We start from the raw sequence: 20373 nt of genomic DNA on the forward strand, positions 1-20373 counted from the left end.
GCTTCTACGCCCCGTGTTTTTTGATCACCTGGATGAACTCGGGCAGGTAGGTGTGGGCTTTCTTATCACCGACGCCGCGGATCTTTAATCCGGCCTCCACGGACGTGGGTTTCAGGCGGGTGAGGAACTCCAGGGTCTGGTTGCTGAAGATGAGGTAGGCGGGCACGCCCTCGGCCATGGCCAGGACGTTGCGGTGGCGTTTCAGCTTTTCAAAAAGCGCGTCGTCAAAACCCAACTCGCGGGTGGAGATCTCCGCTGGCGTGAGTTTCGCCCCAGGTTTCAGCGGTTGCTCCACCTTGGGTTCCGTGTTCGGCCACATCATGCGCACATTGGCGCCTTTTTTCATCACGTCCGCACCTTTTGCGGTGAGGGTGACCAGGGGGTATTCTCCCGTGGTGGTTTCGATGAGGCCCTGCTTTTCCATTTCGGCAAACAGCGGGTGCAGTGCATTGGACCCCACAGCCTTCAGCAGGCCGTAGGTGGTCAGTTGATCCAGACCCGCATCCACGATTTCCTTCGACTTGCTGCCCACCAGCATCTGGATGATGCGGCCTTTGCCATAGCGGCCTTCCCAAGTGCCGTCCGTTAGGCGGGTGGACATGCGGGCGATGCCGCTGAGGGCCTGGCGTAGCATCATCACCTCAGCCGCGTTGCCATCGCGGGGCACCTGCACGCCGCTGCGGCGGCAGATGTCGCAGGTGCCGCAGGGCTGGCTTTCGGTCTCGCCAAAGTAGGCCAGGATTTGCTCCTGACGGCAGCGCTGCTCATCGTAGCAGAGATCCACCATGGACTTCAGTTTGGAGCGGTCTCGGCGTTCCTTTTCGCGCAGCGCGTCCACGTCGAATTTCAGGCTCCGCGTCATCACCTCCGGCTGTAGCAGGCGGGTGCCACGGATGCGTTTGCCTGGGATGTCGAAGCGTTCGATGTAGCCCGCACGGCCTAGGTGGCTGAGAGCCGAGCCAACGGCCATGCCGTTCTTCACGCCGGCGCGGTCCGTGATGTCGTCAATGCTCAGTTCGACTTCATGCTGTTGGTTAGACGCATTCAGCAGGGCTTGATAGACGCTTTGCAGGGTCTCCAGGCTGGGGTTGTTTCCCTCGATGAAAAAGTCCTGGGTTTTGGTATCGGCAAAGTTGAAAAAAAGCTCGCAGTGGGAGGGCTCGCCATCACGTCCCGCACGGCCTGCTTCCTGGTAATAGGCCTCCACACTGCCGGGAATGTCGTAGTGGACCACGAAGCGCACATCGGAGCGGTCAATGCCCATGCCAAAGGCATTCGTCGCCACGGCGATGTCGTGCTTTTTGGAGATGAACTTGTTCTGCCGATCCTCGCGCTCCTTGTCATCCAGACCGCCATGGTACTGGATGGCGCGGATGCCGAACTCTCGCAGGGCATCGCCCACTTCTTCCACCCGCTTGCGTGTGGAGCAGTAAATGATGCCCGTCTTGTAGTCCTGGATGATCTTTTTCAGCCGGGTGTATTTGTCATCGCCCTTTTTGGTGTGGGTGACGTTGAGGCTGAGATTAGGCCGCTCAAAACCCCGGATGGTGATGAAGGGATCTCGCAGGTCCAGCACGCGGCGAATGTCCTCGCGCACCTCCGGAGTGGCAGTCGCGGTGAGGGCCACCACCTGCGGGCGGCCCAGGGCCTCCAGCGCTTCGCCTAACCGAAAGTAATCTGGCCGGAAATCATGCCCCCACTGTGAGAGACAGTGCGCCTCATCCACGGCAAAAAGGGCGATCTCCACCTGCCGCATGGTATTCAGAAACATCCGGCTGCGGAAGCGCTCCGGTGCCACATAGACCAAGCGATATTCCCCCCGACGAAGGGCGGCGATGCGCACTTGCTGCTCGCTCGGGGAAAGGGTGCTGTTGATGACGGTGGCAGGAATGCCACGCCGCTCCAGGGCATCCACCTGATCCTTCATCAGAGCGATGAGTGGGCTGACCACGATGGTGACGCCCTCCATGACCATGGCGGGGAGTTGATAGCAGAGGGACTTACCGCCGCCCGTGGGCATGATGACCATCGTGTCCCGCCCGCTGAGGATGTTCGCCATCACCGTTTCCTGGCCGTCGAGGAACTCACGAAAGCCAAAATACTTCCGCAAAGCCTCGCGGGCATCGTGAATGGGGGTGGATGTGGCGATGGAGTCGGTTTCGGTCACTGGGCAGTTACTCCCTTGCAAGGGACGGCGGCTTTGTCCATCGGATCGCGTAAATTTAACGACGAGAAGTCGCCTGCGCCTACGTACAGTATGTGTGTCACTGGGTCGCTTTTGGTCCGGTGTACCATTGGTTCAATCAACTAGCGCTCCATCTCATGAAAACTCTGTTCTCCGTCCTCGCCCTCAGTGCGATCGCCAGCTTTGCCGCTGCGGCCCCAGTCAATATCGAATGCCCGGTGAAAGAAGGCAAGCCTGTGAAGGCCACCCTCACCACCACCCACAAGGGCAAGGAAATCGGCTTTTGCTGCAAAGGCTGCAAAGAAAAATTCGAGGCCGATCCAGCCAAATACGAAAAGGCCATCAAGTAAGCCTGACCCCTCAGGTTTTCCCCAAGCGGTGTCTGGAAACAGGCACCGCTTTTTTGTGGGCTCGACACTTAACCTTTTTTTGCCCACCTTGGCTGCCTGCTTATGAAATTGCTGCCTTCGTTGCTTTGCCTTCTTCTGTCTCTTTCGCTGGTCGCGCCTGCGGAGACTCCTGTGAAATCGGCCCCCATCCAGGCCGCGTTGCAGCCTTTCATGGATCAATCGCAGCTCTCTGGAGCCGTGACGCTGGTGGCGCAGGAGGGGAAGATCCTCAGCTTTGAGGCCACCGGTTTGCAGGACCTGGAAAGCCGCACGCCGATGGCGAAAGACAGCCTGTTTTGGATCGCCTCCATGACGAAGCCGATCACCGCCATGGCCGTGATGATGCTGCAGGAAGAGGGGAAGCTGAACATCGAAGATCCTGTGGCGAAGTATCTGCCTGAGTTCAAAGGACAGATGCTGCTGAAGGAAAAGACCGAATCACAATCTGTGCTGGTGAAGCCTGTGCGGCCCATCACGATCAAAGACCTGCTCACCCACACCAGTGGTCTGGTGGGCAACTCGCCTTTGGACAAGGATGCCATTGATGTGCTGAGCCTGAAGGAGGCCGTGATCACCTACGCGCTGAGCCCACTGCAATTCGAGCCCGGCAGCAAATGGTCCTACTGCAATCCTGGCATCAATACCCTAGGCCGCGTCATCGAAGTGGTGAGTGGAGACGAGTACGCGAAGTTTTTGGACAAGCGTTTGTTCAAACCTCTGGGCATGAAAAGCACCACCTTTTGGCCCAAGGAAAAAGACATGGCTAAACTGGCCACCTCTTACAAACCCACCGCCGATGGCAAAGGCCTGGAAGTGGCGACGATCAAGTACCTGACTCCGCCTTTCTCCAATCACAAACGCACGCCTTTGGCCGCTGGCGGTTTGTTTTCTACGGCTGAGGATCTGTATCAGCTCTATTCCATGTTGCTGAATGGCGGCGAGTCTAACGGCAAGCGTTACCTTTCTGATGCGACGCTGAAACTCATGACGCAAAACCACACGGGCGATCTCAAAGCTGGTTTTACCGATGGCATGGGCATGGGCCTTGGTTTCCAGGTGGTGGTCAAGCCCATGGACGTAACGGCGATGCTCAGCCCCGGCACTTACGGCCATGGCGGCGCCCATGGCACCCAGGGCTGGATCGACCCCGTGAAAAAGACCGTTCACATCCTTCTCATCCAACGCGCAGGCCTCGCCAATGGCGATGCCTCCCCCATGCGCAAAGCCTTTCAAGAAGCAGCGACCGGGCTGCTCAAGTGAGACTTTAGATTCCGTGCATTGTAGTCCCGGCTTCAGCCGGAATCTGGATGAACCGGCTAAAGCCGGGACTACAGTGCGAAGAGACTGCATCGCGCATCTGTTTTAAATCTTAGCCCACGAGGAAATCCGTCTTGTACGCTTGGCGTAAGTGGAATCTAGAAATGCGTGAGCAGGTCCTAGCTCATCGTCAGTTGCATCGACGGCCTTGGCATGGTCCTCCCCATTATGAAGGGCAGCAGACAGATCAATATCTTATCACCGGAGCCTGTTATGAACATGCCTGCATTTTAGGTTATTCCCAGCAACGCCTGGACGATTTTGTCGCGCTCTTGCATGAGGCCTTTTTAGACCAACAAGCGGTGATCCATGCGTGGTGTCTATTACCCAACCATTATCATGTGCTCGCGACTGTAGTGGACTTGCGCGAGATCATGTCTCGCTTGGGGCGGTTGCATGGGCGCACTTCACGAGGGTGGAATCTGGAGGAGAATATGCTGGGGCGACAGTGCTGGCATCGGGCCACGGATCGCTCGATGAGGAGTGAGAGTCATGTTTGGGCGACTTTGAACTACATCCATCACAATCCCGTGAAGCATGGATACGCCACTCAGTGGTCGGAATGGCCCTGGTCCAGTGCTCACGACTATCTTCAAGCGGTCGGCAGAGAAGAAGCTCAGCGGCTTTGGCGCACTTATCCTTTGGGAGAGTACGGCAAAGGCTGGGATGAAATCTAGGTTCTAAACATTCCTCCGATGTAGATCCGCGCCTGCGGCTTCCGTGCATTGTAGTCCCGGCTTCAGCCGGAATTCTGGGATGAACCGGCTAAAGCCGGGACTACAATGCGAAGAAGATGTGCGAAGCCGAAGACTGCTATCCGCGAGTCACTTTTTTAAAATCACGGGTCGACGGCTAGGACCTATAAAGGCTGGGATGAAATCTAGGTTCTGAACATTTCTCCGAGGTAGATCCGCGCCTGCGGTTCCGTGCATTATAGTCCCGGCTTCAGCCGGAATCTGGATGAACCGGCTAAAGCCGGGACTACAATGCGAAGAAGATGTGCGAAGGCGAAGGCCGCTATCCGCGAGTCACTTTTTTAAACTCGCGTGTAAGGGTGGTGAGTGAATCTTCCACGCCCATGCGCTCCAGGCTGCTAGCACCCACGAAGCCATCAGCCGTGGTTTTGCTGAGGATTAATTCAACGTCCTTGGGCGTATTGATCGGCCCGCCATGGGTGAGGGTGAAGACGTTCGGGTTCACGCTCTTCGCGGCATCAATGATGTCTTGAGTCACCTTGACGGTGTGGTCCCAGCTCACCACGGCATTGGTCACGCCGATGCTGCCACCCACGGTGGTGCCCACGTGGGCGATGATGGCATCGGCTCCGTTCTTGGCCATCTCGATGGCTTCTTCCGGGGTGGCCACATAGACGATGCTGAAGAGATCCATGCGCGTGGCCAGACCCACCATTTCAAATTCTTTCTGCACGCTCATCCCGGTCTCTTCCAGCACTCCGCGGAAGTGACCATCCACAATGGTGTGGGTGGGGAAGTTATTGACGCCGGAAAAGCCCATTTCCTTCACGCGGCCTAACCAATGCCACATGCGGCGTCGTGGGTCTGTGGCATGCACACCGCAGATGACCGGGATCTCTTTGACCACGGGCAGCACTTCGTATTCGCCGATTTCCATGGCGATGGCATTGGCATCTCCATAAGCCATGAGCCCGCAGGTGCTGCCGTGGCCCATCATGCGGAAGCGGCCGCTGTTGTAGATGATGATGAGGTCGGCACCGCCTTTTTCGATGAACTTGGCGCTGATGCCTGTACCAGCACCGGCAGCGATGATGGGCTCACCTTTAGCCAGCGTCGCCTTGAGACGATCCACGACTTCCTGCTTGGTGTAGGGATTTCCGGTTCCGGTCCAGGGATTAGGCATAAAGAGAAAGTTGGCGGTTGTTTGTGATAGGTGGCTGTGGGTTGCCGTTGTTTGATAACGCCAGCAAACGTGCGAAGCACCTGCAAGCGTACACAACTGCAAACCTTCCTCAATGCACGCAGCTTCTTCCATCCTCGAACTATCCGAAACGCACACCCACGGGGCCGATACGGAATTTCGCGTGGTGCGGGCCACGGAGGCAGACAACCGCGCCTGGCTGCGCGGGGCCCCGGTTTGCGGCACGCTGAAGACGCATCGCATTGCCCATGCGGGAGTCATGACGGCCCGGGCTCCCTACCGCATCGTGCGCATGCATCAGGGCGGGCTGTATTTCCTGGCCTGTGTGGCAGGGGAGGGGCGTGTGCTGGTGGATGGCCGCTGGCAGAAATGCAGTGCCGGCATGGCTGTGGCGCTGCCGCCCTTCATGGTGAACGCCTTTGAGGCCGTGAAGGGCAAAGACTGGCGCTGCTGCTGGGTGCGGTATGAGCAGCAGCCTGAGCAAAAACCCATCCTCAGCAGCAGCTCTCCGCAGATGGCCGCCTTTCATGGCCAGGCCCTGTGGAGCGCCATCGAGGGTTTGATTGATGAAAGCGGTCACGATCCTAAACCTGCGGCCATGTTTCATTGGGTGGAGCTCATTCAAAGTTATGTCGAGCGCTTTGCCCAGCCCTGGCAGCAGGATGATCGCCTCTGGCGCGTGTGGGAACTGGTGGCGGCGGATGTCGGTCGTGACTGGACGCTGGATGAGCTCGCGCATCAAGCCCACGTCAGTGCTGAGCACCTGCGCCGTCTCTGCCGCCGCGCCCTGGGCCGCACGCCCATGCACCACGTCACCTGGCTGCGCATGCGCAAAGCCTGCGAGCTCCTTTCCACCACGAACCTGAAGGTGGAAACCGTGGCTCACACCGTGGGTTACCAAAACCCCTTTGTTTTTAGCAACACCTTCAAAAAATGGATCGGCTGGCGGCCCAGCGAACATCGGTCCAAGATGGCGATGTGACTTCGCCTCCTGATTGACGCACTTTTCGTTAGGTTGTTAAAAAGGATGTAGCCCGTCTGTGCAGGTGAATTTCTGGGCAGTTCACACCTCGTTCGCTCTTCAATATTGAGCTCTCAAAAACGCGTTCCCCCGCCCCGGAGGGGCGATGGAAAGTAGCCGGGGGTGAAGGTGCGCAGCACCGAGAACCCCCGGTTGACCGAATAACAAACGATCCCGCAAACGAGGCGCCCTGGAGGGGCGCGAGAAATCCCCGTCCGCCCCCACCCTCCCGAACTCCCGAAATGCCCTCCCTCTCCCCGCAAGCGGGGAGAGGGAGGACATCTTTTCGCCATCGTTGGCTAAAGACTTCGAGAGCCTTGAAAATGAAGGTGCCCCATCCATCCTTCGCCATTCGGGGGTGCGATCTTTAGGGCGGGTTACACCAGGATTTAATAGGCTTTAGGCGGCAGCCGGCGGCGCAGTTTCCTCAGTCACCACCGTTTCCTTTTTCCCGAGGAACCGCCCCAAGATCATCCCCACGGCGATCAAGGCGGTGGGCAGGGCAGGTGGGCACCATAGGAGGTTCGACTGAAAGCAAAGGTAACTCACCACCAGCGCCGCAAAGATGAGGCCCAGGCCCGCCCGGAAGGCGCGCACTCGCCGCACCCGCAGCACGATCCACAAGGCCGCAGCCCCCGCGATGCCCCAGGCAATCCACTGTTCCATCTCGGTCAGCACCCGCAGCCGTGGCAGGGCCAGCAGGCGATTCAGTGCACGGGCATACAGCGTCGGCAGGGAAGCGGGCGCACCTGGGGCCTCGGCCTGGGTGGTGCCCACCACCAGGATGCGTGCCTTTTCCAGCGCCGCCTTGTCCTCTACCGGCAGCACATCCACCAGATTACCCGCCATCAGATGCAGCGCATTCACTGCCGGCACCGTGGTGTCCTCCGGCACGGTAAATTCGCCACTGATTTCCAGGGGCACGTATAAACCACCTTGCAGGTAAGCGCCCGCACCTGGGCCTAGGCGCAGACGATGCCCCCCCGAGTACGGACTGCGGCTGTGACGGGCCAGCGCCGCTGCCAGCACCGTGGGAATGAAACGATCCTGATCCCGCAGCGCATACGGCAGCCGCCATTCATCCTCCACACGGCTCGCGGAAAGCAGCCCCAACTCCGTGGAAGCACGCACGGAGGCATCCGGTGCGGTGATGAGGCTGGCCAGCCGGGGCGCGCGGCTGAGATCGCCCCCCACCTGCTGGAAGTGAGGCAGCAAAGAATCCAGATCACCCAAAAAAGCCGCGTCCGTCTTCGTCGCTTCTGCCACCTGAGTCTCGATGCCCAAGATCACACTGGGAAAGGCCAGCAAGGCCTCCGCCACCGCCGGGGCAAAGTCCGGCGTCGGGTTCCCCCAATTCAGCGGCGTGGCGATCACCAGCACCTCGGGTTGGTAGGTCTGCAGTTGCTTCAGCAGCGTCTGCCAGTCCAGCGGTGGCGGTGGCCAGGTCGCATAGTCGGCCCGCTCTTGCTCGCGCATCTCCACCAGCACCACGTCACCCCCGCCTTCCGGTTTTTCAAAACGGCCCCGCGTATTGGAAACCAAAAAGTCCAGGAACAGCTCATCCACCCGGTGAAACCGTCCCGCCTTCTGTTCACGGTCCAGGTACCCAGCGGTGGCCGCCAGGCAGAGGAGAGTCAAAACAACACGCACAAACATGCCCCACTTTGGGCGAGCCCACTGATTCTGCCAGAACAATTCCCCACCGACCCCACTGCCCGCTGTCCCTACGGCACCTCTTCAGCGTCATCGCCGCCTCACGCCCGAGATTCGTCATTGCTCAAGAACCTCCGCTTGCACTCCCCGCAAACCCTGCCAGACTGCGTGTCCCATATTCACTACCCCTTGGTGTAATGGTAACATAACAGATTCTGACTCTGTTGTTCAAGGTTCGAGTCCTTGAGGGGTAGCCACTCACAGAAGCCTCGCATTTGCGGGGCTTTTTCGTGTCTGCGGGCAAGTCTTGTGGATGAACAAGTTTCCTCCAAGTTGCAGCACAAAGCCTCACTATCTGCTGACACCACGCACCGCGAAAGCGGTGGTGAGCAGTGACCCAGGCGGCAGCGGTGCTGGGACACAAGACCACCCGATGGTCGAGACGACCTTTGGCTTGGGGCAGGAGACCCTGGCGCCAATCAACGATGATGAGATCCTGCGGCGATTGGGGTAATTTGTCTGAACAGTATTTTCGGGTTTGATTTGGCAGTGTTCAAGTGAACTGTTTACTGAAACAGTTCACGCTCATGAAAAATCTATATCCTGTCATTTATGGAACCGAATGCCCTGAAGCTCTGGCTGCCCAGGCCCGTCTGGATGCTTGGTTGCAGGGGCTAACGCCTCAGCAACGCAGTAAGCTGAGGAAGGAGTTCTTGGAGCCGGACAAGGTGCGGACTCGGACCCTGAGCCAAAAGGCTCAAGCAGAGATTGAATCGTTGATGGGATTCTCACCTTCGGCGCAACCCTATACTGAAAGTCCTGACTGGGGGCTGGCCATCCGCGCCTGAAACCTTTTGCGTGTCTTCCTAGGAGTGAGCGCCAACCGCTCATCCTTCCTGAGGAAAGTTGGGAGGAGTGGATGAATCCCGCTAGCGAGCCTGAGAAATTGCTGCCTCTGATTCAAACTTGGCATGATCTGGTGACGGTGGCCCTGGCACCACTACTACGAAAACCCAAACTTATTCCACTTTGCCGCCTGAGCAGCATTTGGAATTGAAGTTTTGAGAAACACTGAACCGCGTTTTGAGGGAAACTTGCAAGTGCTTCTATGGCTCTACATAAGTCTTGCGCTTCAGGAACTTTTGTAGATTCTTGGCCTTGCATGAAAAGCTTGCTTCTTCTCTTCACCGCTGCGGCGTTGGTCGTTCTGGCACAAAATAATTCGGCGAACGCTGCCGGGAATCCGGTTCCGACAGCCCAAACAACGCCGCCAGCCGTGGATATGAGCGATCCGCGTGTGGCGGCCTTTGTGAAGGAGGAAAATGCCAGCCGGGAGCGTGCGCTGGCGAAGTACTCGGTTTTCATGCTGGATAAGACGCATGATTTTAATGACCTAGTGGATCTGGAGATCAGCCGGGCTGAGAAGTCGAATGATGAAGTGCTGACAAAGCCGAACTGGCCGGAAGCGGTCTGCGACCGGGTGTTTGAGAAGCACAAGGCACGCTGGCAGCATGAAGCGATGAACTCGGGAAAAACGGTGGGTGAAGCGCTGCCTGCGGCTGCGCCAACTCCGGCCCCTGCACCGGTGGGAAATGGGCTGCCCTCGGGTCCGATCACCTTTACCGATGCGGTGGGGCGGATGGTGATCGATGGGGCTGCCTGGCGCGGCCAGGTGCACGAGTATCGGGATGGCAAGATCAGCGTGACAGCGGACGTGACGGCCGGCAAGCTGGTGTGGGTGGCGGTGGAGCGGCTGGGCCCTGAAACGAAGGGCTGGCTGGGTTTTGGCGGAGAGGCAGAAAAAGCCGCCTTTGAAGCCTATTCGCAGCGCCAGCAAGATGAACACAACCGTGCGGAGGCCACCCGGCAGCAGGCGCTGGAAATGCAGCAACAGGAGCGGCACAATATGCAGATGCAAATCCTCGCTCAGCAGCGGATGCAGCAGGAAGCGAAAGACCGGCGGGAAGCCCAGCGACAGGCCAAGGCAGAGGCCGCAGCCCAGGCCCGCCGTGATGGTGCTGCCCGACAGGCAGCCCAGGCCCTGGACATTATTAGCCGCAAGCTGCGGTGATTCACTGACTGATTACCCGCATCCACAGTCCAAGCTTTCCATGGGTGATCCTATTTCAACCGCTGGTGGAGCCGTACTTGCCACTGATCTGCTTGACTCTGATGGCTGTGGCTTGGGCCGCTGCGCCGAAACGACAGGTGGGGCCGTGTGAACCCTAGGCGGAGAAGTGCCGGTATTGCAGCGACTGCTCGAAGTGCAAGCACTGCGCGGTGGATAAGGGGAAGTGCAGCGTTCACTAGGGAACACGTAAAAGGACAGTATTATGAATAAAGAGGCAGCTCCAATGACTTTCGGGTGTGTTCTGATCCTTGGAATGGGGGCATTGTTCGTGGCTCAATGTTATGCGGGATACCATGGTATTTCTCACCATTGGGGAATCGAGTGGGCGATAGCGGCTATCGTTCTCGCTTTTTTCTTTCAATTTACCTTACCCATCACGGTGGGGTCTTACTTTGGAGCCATTTACCTCTGGCATTGGCCCTGGTATGGGGCTTTGGCCTTTGCTACTCCGGGTATGGCGTTGATGCTGCTGGCAATGATTCCTGGGGCAATGGCAGGCCTGTTTGAAAAAGCCAGAGGGCGCAATCTATGAGCCTTGCTCTGCCTTATTTGATGTCTGCCAGTCTGTGCTTGGTGGCGCTGCTACCTGGGCTGCCGTATGGTTACTTCATGTTAGTGCGCTGGGTAGTGTGTGTGGTGGCGGGCTATGGTGCGGTGCAGTTTTTCAAGGCCAAGTCAGAGGCCTGGGCCTGGGGTTGCCTCGGGCTGGCTCTGCTCTTCAATCCGATCTTCAAGATCCACCTGGGCCGGGAGCTGTGGTGGTGGGCAGACCTGGGGGCTGCGGTGTTTTTAGGTGTGGTGGCTAAACAAAGCGGTGGTAGGTGAGGTGTGGCCGCTATTCGGTAGCTTATCGAGCCTATAAACACGATGGTGGCTACTCCGCCTTTTGGCGTAAGTGGAAAAGGGGCTATCTGAACGACCTCAAGGCTGCTAACCGCATAGGGACTGTGCGGGACGCCTTCCCCTCAATACCCCCCAGCACCGATACTCGCACTCCCCCCGCTCTCACCCGTGGCCTCGCGGCGACGGTATTCGTCGAGGATGGACTTGGTGGCGCTGGCGCCGAGGCGGGTGCAGCCGAGGTCGCGGACGAGGATGAGGCCGTCGAGATCGCGCACGCCGCCGGCGGCTTTCACCTGGACGTGGGCGGGGCTGTGCTGGCGCATGAGTTTCACGTCATGCTCAGTCGCGCCTTGGTAATTGTAGCTGCCATCGGGCTGCTTGCTGAAACCGTAGCCGGTGGAGGTCTTCACCCAGTCGGCCCCCACGCGGGCGCAGATTTCGCAAAGGCGAATTTTGAGGGCGTCATTCGGCAGGTAATCGTTTTCAAAGATGACCTTGAGTTTAGCCCCGTGTTTGTGGGCTTCATCGGCGATGACCTGGATCTCCCGCTCCACGTAGTCCCAGTCGCCACCGAGGGCTTTGCCGATGTTGATGACCATGTCTATCTCGCGGGCTCCGTCCTTGCAGGCGAGTTCAGTTTCGTAGCGTTTCACCTCGGTGCTGCTGTTGCCGGCAGGAAAGCCGATGACGCAGCCGACGATGACGCCTGTATCCGCGAGCAACGAGGCGGCGCGGGGGACAAAGTAGGGCTTCACACAGACGGAGGCCACGCCGTATTCGGCAGCCAGGATGCAACCGGCCTCGGCTTCGGCATCGGTGAGACCGGGCTGAAGCAGGGAGTGGTCAATCATGCCCGCGAGTTCGGCGTAGCTGTATTTCATGAGGAGCAGGGGAGGGGATAAAAACGGCGGCGTTACGAGACCGGGAGCAGGACTATTCCAGACGGGACAGGCTGCCGATGCGGAACATGCCATTCATGAGCTGGAGGTTATCCTTCTCCACCTTGGTGGCATCGAGGTACAGGATGAAAGGGAACTGGTCCAGCTTCACCACATGCAGGCCATCCTTGGGCTTTTTAAAGGCCTCGGCCACGTCTTCGATCTGGGAGATTTTCACGCCATTGATCTCATCCACCACTTGGCCGCTGAGGCGCTCGTAACCCTGGGTGCTGGTGGTGGGCAGGACGGCGCTGAGGAAGACCACGCGCCTGCGGCCTTTCTTCTCATACTCTTCTGGATTGCTGGCGATGCGGGCCAGGCGCAGGATTGGGCCGCCCTGCTGCTCGGTGCCGAAGGAGTTCAGGTAGGGGCGGGTGAGCTCCTGGAAAAGCATACCGCCATTGATGAGGTACTTCGGCCCTTGATCAAACTGGTAGGGCAGCACGAGGTAGTCGGTGGGTTGCTTGCGGGCCAGCTTACCCGTGAGCGTCACTTCTTTGCCATCGCGCAGGACTTTCATCTCCACTTCATCACCCACGAAGGCTTTGCCCCGGACGATGTGGCTGACGCTGAGAGGGCCGAAAAGAGGGTCCTGATAGTCACCACGGGAGTCAATGGTGAAGCCATTGATGGAGAGCATGATGTCGCCTTTTTTCACCCCGGCCTTGTCAGCGGAGGCACCTTTGGTCACGCTGCTGATGTAAACACCAGGTTGGTCCGCCTTCATGCCCAAGTAGTCGCGGAACTGCTCATCCAGGGTGATTTGAAACTCGATGCCCAGGGAGGGGAAGCCATCGTACTTGCCATCGGCCACGTCTTTGAGGAAGTGCTCGATGATGGGCGCGGGCAGCAGGGTGGCGAGCTGATTTTTTGAATCGTAACGCAGCAGCAGAGCGGCGAGTTTGCGACCCTTCGCCACCGGCAGCGTGAAGCTATTGGCCTCACTGCGGATGATGCCCTGCGCTTCATAAACGATGAAGCTGGCATTCTCCACCACGTAGCCCTGATTCATGACCTTACTGATGCGCATGGGGGTGACGATGAGCTCGCCCACGCGGCCGGTTTGCCAAACCACCAGGGTGTCACCGATACGGGCGGTGGTATCCACTTCCATGGGGCTGAGCCCGGCAAAGAAGGCCTCCTCACGGGCGGGGGAATTGGGAGCCAGCAGGGCGAGGTTGGCCTCGTAATCCACGGCGATGACGCGGGCGGGGATCTTCTGGCCGCTCTCGGGCAGCTCCAGCTCGATGTAGGTGGCATCGCTGACCATCTGGCCAGTGACGAGGATGCGGTTTCCCTCCAGCACCACACCCAGGCCGCGACGGCCCCCAGCGCTCTCTTTCTGCCAGGGGATGCGGAGATTGTAGCTCTGGTAGGTGACGTTCACCTTCAGCAGGGAGCTGGTCTGGATGCCTGCCTGCTGCTGTGGCTGCGGCGGCTGGGTGGGGGCATTTGGATTGATGAGCACCCGACGCGGGCCGATGGGCGGCTTGGGCGTGGTGGGGGCGACCTGGGCCTGCACGCTGGCGGCGGTCAGCAGGGTGAAAAGAAAGGAAAGGGACTTCATGAGCACGAAAGGAAAAAAGGTGGCAGGGACAGTCTCGGAAAAAGGGCGGGGTTATTCGCCCAGGTAGGCGTCTTCCGGGATGTTATAGGTCTGCATGATTTTAGGGTGGGCGGCATCGGCGAGGTCGCGCTTCAGCACCAGGGGGCGGCCTTTTTCCAGCAGCTTGATGACGATGAAGTCTGCCTTTTCACCTTTCTTCTCCAGGGCCGTTTTCACGTCCTTGAGGCTGCGGATTTTCACCCCGTTGATCTCATCCACCACGCTCTGCGCGTAGGGGGTGATGTAGGTATTCACTTCATCGGCCAGGATGCTCGTCAGCAGCACGGGCTCCGGCCGTTCCACGTAGAGTTTTTCCGTCAGGTAATTGTCAAACAAGTAGTTAGCCGCCGAGTCGGCGATCTGGTGGGCATCCATGAGGTTCTTGTCCATGGGCTGGAAGACCAGACCAGCATAGACGAGGTAACGCGGGCGCTGATTGTACTGCTCTCCCAGCTTAACGTAGGGGTCAAAGCGCTTCAGCACCACCTCGGTCTCCGTCTTTTTGCCATCGCGCATGTAGGCCAGCTTCAGCTTGTCCCCGGCGAACTTGCGCTCCACCACTTCGTTCATGTCCATCAGCTCACCTTCAAAGCGGATGAGGCCATTGTTCATGATGGGGTTGTCATCCATGGAGAGGAGCACATCTCCGCGCTTCAGCAGATTTCCCGCGCTGCCAGCAGGCTCCACATCGGCGATCATCACGCCCACACCACCGCCATTCAGCCCCATGGCCTTTTTCTGGGCGCTGTTTTCGATGGGGAAATCGCTGACGGCGAGGTCCACGTAGTGGTCATACTTGCCATCGTCCACATCCTTTAAAAAGCGCTGCACCACTGGCACGGGGATGATGTAGCCGACATTCTGCGCCACGCGGCCATTGAAGCCCTGGAAGGCCACGCCCACGACCTTGCCATCCTGGATGACGGGGCCGCCTGAGTTGCCGGGGTTGATCGCCGCATCCACCTGAATGGCGAGGTGGGAATCCACCTGCGTGTGGCTGAAGGGGCGGAAGTCAATGCGTGAGACCACGCCGCGAGTGACGGAGATGCGATCTCCACCGATGGGGTAACCGACGGCGATGACCTCGGTATTCAGCTTGGGGATGCCGCCAAAGGTGAGGGGCTTCAGCTTCTCAAAGTGAGAGCCGTCTTCGGCCTCCAGGATGGCGAGGTCACAATCATGCGCCACATGCACCACGCGGGCCGGATGGGGCTCGGGGTCATTGGTGGTGCGGATCACCAGCTTGGTGGCATTGCTGATGACGTGGGCATTGGTGAGGAAGCGGTTTTTACCGATGAGGAAACCTGTGCCCGACCCGCCGGAGGGCTGGCCGGCATTCCAGGGCTCGCGGTAGTCAGGGAGCAGAACGGAAGCGTCGATGTTGACGATGCCTTCCCATTCATCAATCAGCGGAGCCTCAGGAGCAGGAGGAGAGGCGGCAGGGACGGAGTCCGGCACGGTATCCGGCGCAGCTTGCTGGGCAGGGGAGAGAACGGAAAACGCCAAGGCTGCGACGGCGGGGTAAAGGGGACGCATTTTCATGAAAAAGGACAATCTGTGCCAAACATACGTAGGGCGGTGCATCAAAGACAAGTGCTTCTGCCGACCTGCTCAAACAATACGCAACGAAGTTCGCGGACTCTTGTTGCTCCGTTTGAAAGATTCGGCAGGATCAGGCCGCAAATCCATGGCCAATCCCTCTCAGTCAGAATCCATTGATCAACTTCGCCAGGATGCCTGGGTGGGAGATGCAGTGCTGGAACTTTACGTCCGCAGTTACATCCTGCGCCTGCATGGCAAGGTGGATGCGGAGATGAAGACCCGGTTTACCTGCAATCAGTTTCTCAACTGCGTGGGCAACCCCACCAAGGTCGAGGCCGACATCGGCATCATCTACCAGAAGAGCGGGCTGGAGACGGCCTTTGCCTGGATCCGCGAGAACCTGGAGCCGCTGTTTATCAAACAAGAGGCTAAGCGAGTGCGAACGGGGAAGTGAACTTGAGATTCAAAAAGCCCTTTCTTGACAGCGCCTAACCATTCGGTTAATCACGGGCCTCGTTTGATGAACTCTCTCCGTCATCCATGCATTGCCGCCGTCGCTGGTTCCCCAGCGAAACGTGGCGTCATGGTGTGGGCCGTTAACGCGGCCTGGCCACGCCAGGTGGGTTGAGATCTTCGTTTATCTAAATTTCCAAACGTATCTCCCAAACCCACCCCGGACACAGGCGGTGGGTTTTTTCTTGCCGCTGCGTGATTCCCAAAATCACTTTTCATGAGCAGCCCTAGCATCCTGGTCGAATCTTCCACCTCGCTCCCCAGCGTGGCCGGTCCCTTACGCCCTCCCTTCAGTCTCGTCATCGCAGCCTTTGCGGCGGTGTATCTGATCTGGGGGTCCACATATCTGGGCATTCGTCTGGCCATTGATTCCATCCCACCCCTGCTGATGGCGGGCAGCCGTTTTGTCACCGCTGGCGGTGTTTTGTATCTGGTCATGCGAATGCGCGGTGCACCGCGTCCCGACTGGGACCACTGGCGCGGTTCCATCATCATCGGTGGCCTGCTGCTGATGGCGGGAAATGGCGGTGTGTGCTGGACCCAGCAGACGGTTCCGTCTGGTGTGGCGGCGCTCATCGTGGCCTCCGTGCCGCTGTGGATCATGCTGGTGGATTGGCTGCGCCCGCAGGGCCTGCGGCCCACGCGCCGGGTGGTGGCGGGCCTCTTCATTGGCATGACGGGCGTTGCCGTGATCATCTTGGGTCGTGGGGCCTTGGGCCAGCGAGTGGTGGAGCCCGTGGCGGCTCTGGTGCTCGTGGGAGCAAACATCTGCTGGGCTCTCGGCTCCATCTATGCCCGCCATGCACGAAAGCCCAGCTCTGCCCTGCTAGGTGTGGCCATGCAGATGTTGTGTGGGGGTGGATTGCAATTGTTGTTAGGCCTGATTTTGGGTGAAGCGCAGGATTTAAATCTGGCTGCCATCACTCCCACCTCGGCCTGGGCTTTTGTTTATCTCACCTTCATCGGCTCCCTCGTTGGCTTCACCGCCTACATCTGGCTGCTGCAGGTCAGCACCCCAGCACGGGTCTCCACCCATGCTTATGTGAACCCTCTCGTGGCCGTGCTGCTCGGCAGTTGGTTCCTGCATGAGCCCATCTCTCAGAACGTCATCATCGCAGGCGCTCTGGTGCTTTTTTCCGTGCTTCTCATCACCCGTTCCTCTCCCTCTCCCAAGTGAACACCCTTTCTGTTAGCGACTTCTATCTCCCTCCCGCCTCGGCTTCTGCGGCGGACTTGCCTGCACGGCGCAGTGCGGGCACACACGCGTCTTTTGCCCTGCCTCTGATGCGGCCGGGGATGCGCTTGCTGGACTGTGGCTGTGGCCATGGTTCCATTACCCTCGGCCTCGCGGAACGCGTGCGGCCTGGGGGCATCATCGGCATTGATGTCCAGGGTGACTCGTTGGCACAGGCCAATGAAAAAGCGGCAGAACGCGGCCTAAACGCCGCCTTCTTGCAGGCCAATCTGTATGAACTGTCCTTCGGTGCGGCCGAGTTCGACGGGGTGTTCTCGCATGCCTTGTTCGAGCATCTGGCGCATCCGCTGGTGGCTCTGCGTGAGCTCCGGCGGGTGATGAAGCCGGGGGCGTTCATTGCCCTGCGCAGCCTGGACTGGGGTGGTTTTGTCCTGGAGCCCTGGGATGAAACCGTGGCCGCTGCGCTGGAGACCTGCAAACAGATGCAGGCCCAGAAGGGCGGCGACATCCACGCCGGGCGGAAGCTGCCTGCCTGGTTGCGGGCTGCGGGCTTTCATCATGTCACCCCCTCTGCCAGTTATGAGATCCATCCTTCGACCACTTTGATCGCCGGAGATTTGGCTCAACAACTGGAGCAAGGGGGACACACGGAGGCCGCCCAAAACATGTGCCAATGGGCCACCCAACGCGGTGCCCTCGTCGCTCAATCCTGGTTTGAAGCCGTCGGCTGGAAACCCTGGATGTGAGGTGCCCGGAACGGTGGAGGTGTGGAGCCTCCAGCGACGATTCGCTAGCTCTGCTGGTGTCTAGCCTTTAGGCGAGGCTTCGGTATTCGATGTTTCCCGAGATCGCCTAAAGGCTAGACACCAACAGAGCGAATTAGGCCTCGGAGAAACGTGTCATTGAGCTGTCTCAATCACCTGCCCGCCGGGGCGAGGTGATTCGCCTCAGCATGCACCCGCAGTTCCTCCACGGCCTCTAGGATCAGTTCGCGGTCCATTTCGTGGACTTCGAGTTTTTGACCCACTTTGGGCACGAGGGTGACGGTGAGTTCGCCGCCGAGGTGCTCGCGGAACTCTTCGAGGCCTTCGAGGATGGTGGGCTCGCCAGTCCTGCCTTCGGCAAGGAGGCTGGGGTGGTAGATTTCAAAGCCGATCTGTTCCACCAGGCGCATGACACGCTGCGCGGTGGGGGCATCGAGAATGCCTTTCTTCACCGAGTAAAGGAGGTCCACCGCCATGCCGATGGCCACGGCTTCGCCATGGGTGACGGCAAAGTGAGTGATCTGCTCCAGCTTATGCGCGGCCCAGTGACCGAAGTCGAGCGGGCGGGCGCTGCCGAGTTCAAAGGGGTCGCCCCCGGTGGCGATGTGCTCCACATGCAGCTCGGCACTGCGCTGGACCACCCGCTCAAGTGCAGGCTGCTCCAGACGGGCGAGGGCCGGAGCCATCTGCTCGATCTCTTCAAAAAAGGCGCGGTCGCGGATGAGGGAAACTTTGATGGCCTCAATGATGCCATTGCGGCGCTCGCGTTCGGGCAGGGACTCCAGAAAGGCAAAGTCATTCACCACGGCAAAAGGAACGGCGAAGCTGCCCACCCAGTTCTTTTTCTCGAAGTAATTGACGCCATTTTTCACGCCCACGCCGCCATCGCCCTGGCTGAGGGTGGTGGTGGGGAAGCGCACGTGGCGGATGCCCCGGTGGGCGGTGGCTGCCGCAAAACAAACGAGGTCCAGCGTGGCCCCACCGCCGATGACAAAGACGTAACTGTGGCGGTCCAGCCCGGCATCGTTGATGGCCTGCCAGCACTGCTGGACGAGGGAAAAGTCATTCTTGCAGGGTTCACCACCGGGCAGGATCACGGGCTCGCCCGCTAGGTCCAGCACCTCGGCATGGGCCCGTGCATACGAGCGGATGTTGTCGAGAAGTTGCGGGTTGGCTGAGGCCACATGATCATCCACAAACACCAGCACACGAGGGACCTTGTTGGGGTGGTCCAGCAGGAGGAGATCGCAGATGGTCGTGTTTGCAGCAGCAAACACATCGCGGGTGAAAAGGATGCGATGGGCGTATTCGAGCCTGATTTTCTTCTCCAGCATGGGCGGTTGGGTCTCATTAATCCTTACGCCAAAGGTGACGAAAGGGAAAGACTAGAACGAGCTTTGCCGCCGTTTCATGCAGTCAGGAGACGTGGAAATGCATGCTTAAGTGGCCGCAATCCACCGCTGCCAGAGGCGCAGCAGTGGGGCCATTAGGACAAAGCCACAGGCTAGAGATAGGGAAACCTGCATGACGGCCAGCGCATCCACCACGGCGATGCCTGCCAGCAGGATGCCCACCGCCCGGCCAATCGCGGGCCCGCCCTGGTGCATGACCCGTGTGGCGTAGGCCACCATGCCGATGAAAAGCAGGATGAAGGGCAGGGGAGCGAGCGGCGTGAGATCCCCCAAAAGAGAAATGAGCCGCCAGTTTGCCCGGCTGAGCCAGAAGACCGTGGCGACCAGCGCCGGTGCATACAGCAGACCTTTGGCAAAAAAAGCGCGCAGGCGGGAGGTGAGCGCCCCTTTAGCCTCCATGCGGGCGACCATGGTGAGGCCGACGATGTAGGCACCTAAAGTGAGGGCAAAAATCAGCCCGTCACCATTCATCCACCCATGAATGCTGGCCCCGCTGCCGGGCAGGGCCGAGCTGGCCATGAGATAAAGCAGCACCCGGCACGAGCCCATCACCCACACGGCCCCTGGCCAGGGTTTATGATAGAGATCATAAAACAGAATGGCGGAGACGAGGGCGACGGTGATGCCCACGCTAGCCCCGGCAGTGCAGATGGCGAGCGTTGCTCCCAGTGCCATCATCCCCAGCCCCACGCCCCAGGCAGTGCCGGCGCTGATTTTGCCACTTGGGATGGGGCGTTCCTTTTTGTGCTCGCGATCGAATTTGGCATCCGCCGCATCATTCAGGATCATGCCGCCTGTATAAAGAAGGGAGCCCGCCAGCAGCAGCCAGCCCAGCTTTGCATCCATCCACGGGCCACCTGCCAGTAGCCAGGCGGCGGTGACGTTGGTCCAGACAGTGGGGAGATTGGAGATGCGGGCGAGTTCGAGCCAGGCGCGGAGCATGGGCGGACCCTAGCGCACGCTGTGGG

Annotated in this window: 20 protein-coding genes and 1 tRNA gene; 13 read left to right on the top strand and 8 right to left on the bottom strand. The window is 59.2% G+C overall.

Going from position 1 to position 20373, the window contains the following annotated elements; genetic code table 11:
* Positions 1–4 precede the first annotated feature (4 nt).
* Entirely contained in the window at positions 5–2167 is a 2163-nt protein-coding gene (locus HNQ64_RS14890; RefSeq protein WP_343075898.1) for a RecQ family ATP-dependent DNA helicase, read from the bottom strand.
* 155 nt (positions 2168–2322) lie between these two features.
* Between HNQ64_RS14890 and HNQ64_RS14895 the strand changes: the two genes are divergently transcribed.
* The 3 genes from HNQ64_RS14895 (at position 2323) to HNQ64_RS14905 (ending at position 4568) form a co-directional block, all read left to right on the top strand.
* Complete coding sequence (locus tag HNQ64_RS14895; RefSeq protein ID WP_184209979.1) at positions 2323–2535, top strand: YHS domain-containing protein; 213 nt, start codon at positions 2323–2325, stop codon at positions 2533–2535.
* A gap of 102 nt (positions 2536–2637) precedes the next feature.
* On the top strand, positions 2638–3834 hold the full coding sequence (locus HNQ64_RS14900) for a serine hydrolase domain-containing protein (RefSeq protein WP_184209981.1): 1197 nt from the start codon (positions 2638–2640) through the stop codon (positions 3832–3834).
* Between the two features lie 161 nt (positions 3835–3995).
* A complete protein-coding gene (locus HNQ64_RS14905; protein ID WP_184209983.1) occupies positions 3996–4568 on the top strand; it encodes a transposase in 573 nt (190 codons plus the stop codon).
* Positions 4569–4908: 340 nt separating this feature from the next.
* Here HNQ64_RS14905 and HNQ64_RS14910 read toward each other — a convergent pair whose 3' ends face one another.
* Complete coding sequence (locus HNQ64_RS14910) at positions 4909–5769, bottom strand: phosphoenolpyruvate hydrolase family protein (RefSeq protein WP_184209985.1); 861 nt, start codon at positions 5767–5769, stop codon at positions 4909–4911.
* A 112-nt stretch (positions 5770–5881) separates the two neighbouring features.
* On the opposite strand from HNQ64_RS14910, the gene HNQ64_RS14915 reads away from it, so the two are divergent.
* The gene (locus HNQ64_RS14915) at positions 5882–6769 is read left to right on the top strand and encodes an AraC family transcriptional regulator (RefSeq protein WP_184209987.1); all 888 of its coding nucleotides are present in this window, start codon (positions 5882–5884) and stop codon (positions 6767–6769) included.
* Positions 6770–7207: 438 nt separating this feature from the next.
* Here the strand turns inward: HNQ64_RS14915 and HNQ64_RS14920 are convergent, their stop codons facing one another.
* Positions 7208–8464: a CHASE2 domain-containing protein gene (locus HNQ64_RS14920; protein WP_184209989.1), complete on the bottom strand. Its 1257-nt coding sequence runs from the start codon at positions 8462–8464 to the stop codon at positions 7208–7210.
* 180 nt (positions 8465–8644) lie between these two features.
* On the opposite strand from HNQ64_RS14920, the gene HNQ64_RS14925 reads away from it, so the two are divergent.
* The 6 genes from HNQ64_RS14925 (at position 8645) to HNQ64_RS14950 (ending at position 11417) form a co-directional block, all read left to right on the top strand.
* A tRNA-Gln gene (locus HNQ64_RS14925) sits at positions 8645–8718 on the top strand.
* 56 nt (positions 8719–8774) lie between these two features.
* A complete protein-coding gene (locus HNQ64_RS14930) occupies positions 8775–8975 on the top strand; it encodes a hypothetical protein (protein ID WP_184209991.1) in 201 nt (66 codons plus the stop codon).
* Between the two features lie 73 nt (positions 8976–9048).
* On the top strand, positions 9049–9309 hold the full coding sequence (locus tag HNQ64_RS14935; RefSeq protein WP_184209992.1) for a hypothetical protein: 261 nt from the start codon (positions 9049–9051) through the stop codon (positions 9307–9309).
* A 314-nt stretch (positions 9310–9623) separates the two neighbouring features.
* Positions 9624–10532 (top strand): hypothetical protein, encoded by a 909-nt coding sequence (locus tag HNQ64_RS14940; protein ID WP_184209994.1) that lies wholly within the window; start codon positions 9624–9626, stop codon positions 10530–10532.
* Positions 10533–10794: 262 nt separating this feature from the next.
* Positions 10795–11124: a hypothetical protein gene (locus HNQ64_RS14945; RefSeq protein ID WP_184209996.1), complete on the top strand. Its 330-nt coding sequence runs from the start codon at positions 10795–10797 to the stop codon at positions 11122–11124.
* Positions 11121–11417, top strand: a complete 297-nt coding sequence (locus HNQ64_RS14950; protein WP_184209998.1) for a DUF6804 family protein — start codon at positions 11121–11123, stop codon at positions 11415–11417. Before HNQ64_RS14945 ends, HNQ64_RS14950 begins: the two co-directional genes overlap by 4 nt.
* Positions 11418–11557: 140 nt before the next feature.
* Here HNQ64_RS14950 and deoC read toward each other — a convergent pair whose 3' ends face one another.
* From deoC to HNQ64_RS14965, 3 genes are read right to left on the bottom strand one after another with little or no spacing between them, the layout of a single operon-like run.
* Positions 11558–12316 carry a deoxyribose-phosphate aldolase gene (gene deoC / locus HNQ64_RS14955; protein ID WP_184210000.1) on the bottom strand — a complete coding sequence of 253 codons (759 nt, stop codon included), beginning with the start codon at positions 12314–12316 and terminating at the stop codon, positions 11558–11560.
* A 52-nt stretch (positions 12317–12368) separates the two neighbouring features.
* Positions 12369–13940, bottom strand: a complete 1572-nt coding sequence (locus tag HNQ64_RS14960) for a PDZ domain-containing protein (RefSeq protein ID WP_184210003.1) — start codon at positions 13938–13940, stop codon at positions 12369–12371.
* A 51-nt stretch (positions 13941–13991) separates the two neighbouring features.
* The gene (locus HNQ64_RS14965; RefSeq protein WP_246431058.1) at positions 13992–15521 is read right to left on the bottom strand and encodes a S1C family serine protease; all 1530 of its coding nucleotides are present in this window, start codon (positions 15519–15521) and stop codon (positions 13992–13994) included.
* Positions 15522–15666: 145 nt separating this feature from the next.
* On the opposite strand from HNQ64_RS14965, the gene HNQ64_RS14970 reads away from it, so the two are divergent.
* From HNQ64_RS14970 to HNQ64_RS14980, 3 genes are all read left to right on the top strand, one after another.
* On the top strand, positions 15667–15975 hold the full coding sequence (locus HNQ64_RS14970; RefSeq protein ID WP_184210005.1) for a ribonuclease III domain-containing protein: 309 nt from the start codon (positions 15667–15669) through the stop codon (positions 15973–15975).
* A gap of 276 nt (positions 15976–16251) precedes the next feature.
* A complete protein-coding gene (locus tag HNQ64_RS14975; protein ID WP_184210007.1) occupies positions 16252–17211 on the top strand; it encodes an EamA family transporter in 960 nt (319 codons plus the stop codon).
* A complete protein-coding gene (locus HNQ64_RS14980) occupies positions 17208–17975 on the top strand; it encodes a methyltransferase domain-containing protein (RefSeq protein ID WP_184210009.1) in 768 nt (255 codons plus the stop codon). The genes HNQ64_RS14975 and HNQ64_RS14980 overlap by 4 nt, the downstream gene beginning before the upstream one ends.
* Positions 17976–18145: 170 nt before the next feature.
* Here HNQ64_RS14980 and HNQ64_RS14985 read toward each other — a convergent pair whose 3' ends face one another.
* Together HNQ64_RS14985 and HNQ64_RS14990 are read right to left on the bottom strand one after the other, a co-directional pair.
* Positions 18146–19348 (bottom strand): 3-dehydroquinate synthase, encoded by a 1203-nt coding sequence (locus tag HNQ64_RS14985; RefSeq protein ID WP_343075900.1) that lies wholly within the window; start codon positions 19346–19348, stop codon positions 18146–18148.
* A gap of 84 nt (positions 19349–19432) precedes the next feature.
* Positions 19433–20347 (bottom strand): UbiA family prenyltransferase, encoded by a 915-nt coding sequence (locus HNQ64_RS14990; protein WP_184210013.1) that lies wholly within the window; start codon positions 20345–20347, stop codon positions 19433–19435.
* Positions 20348–20373 lie beyond the last annotated feature (26 nt).

Source organism: Prosthecobacter dejongeii (genome assembly GCF_014203045.1).
GTDB lineage: Bacteria > Verrucomicrobiota > Verrucomicrobiia > Verrucomicrobiales > Verrucomicrobiaceae > Prosthecobacter > Prosthecobacter dejongeii.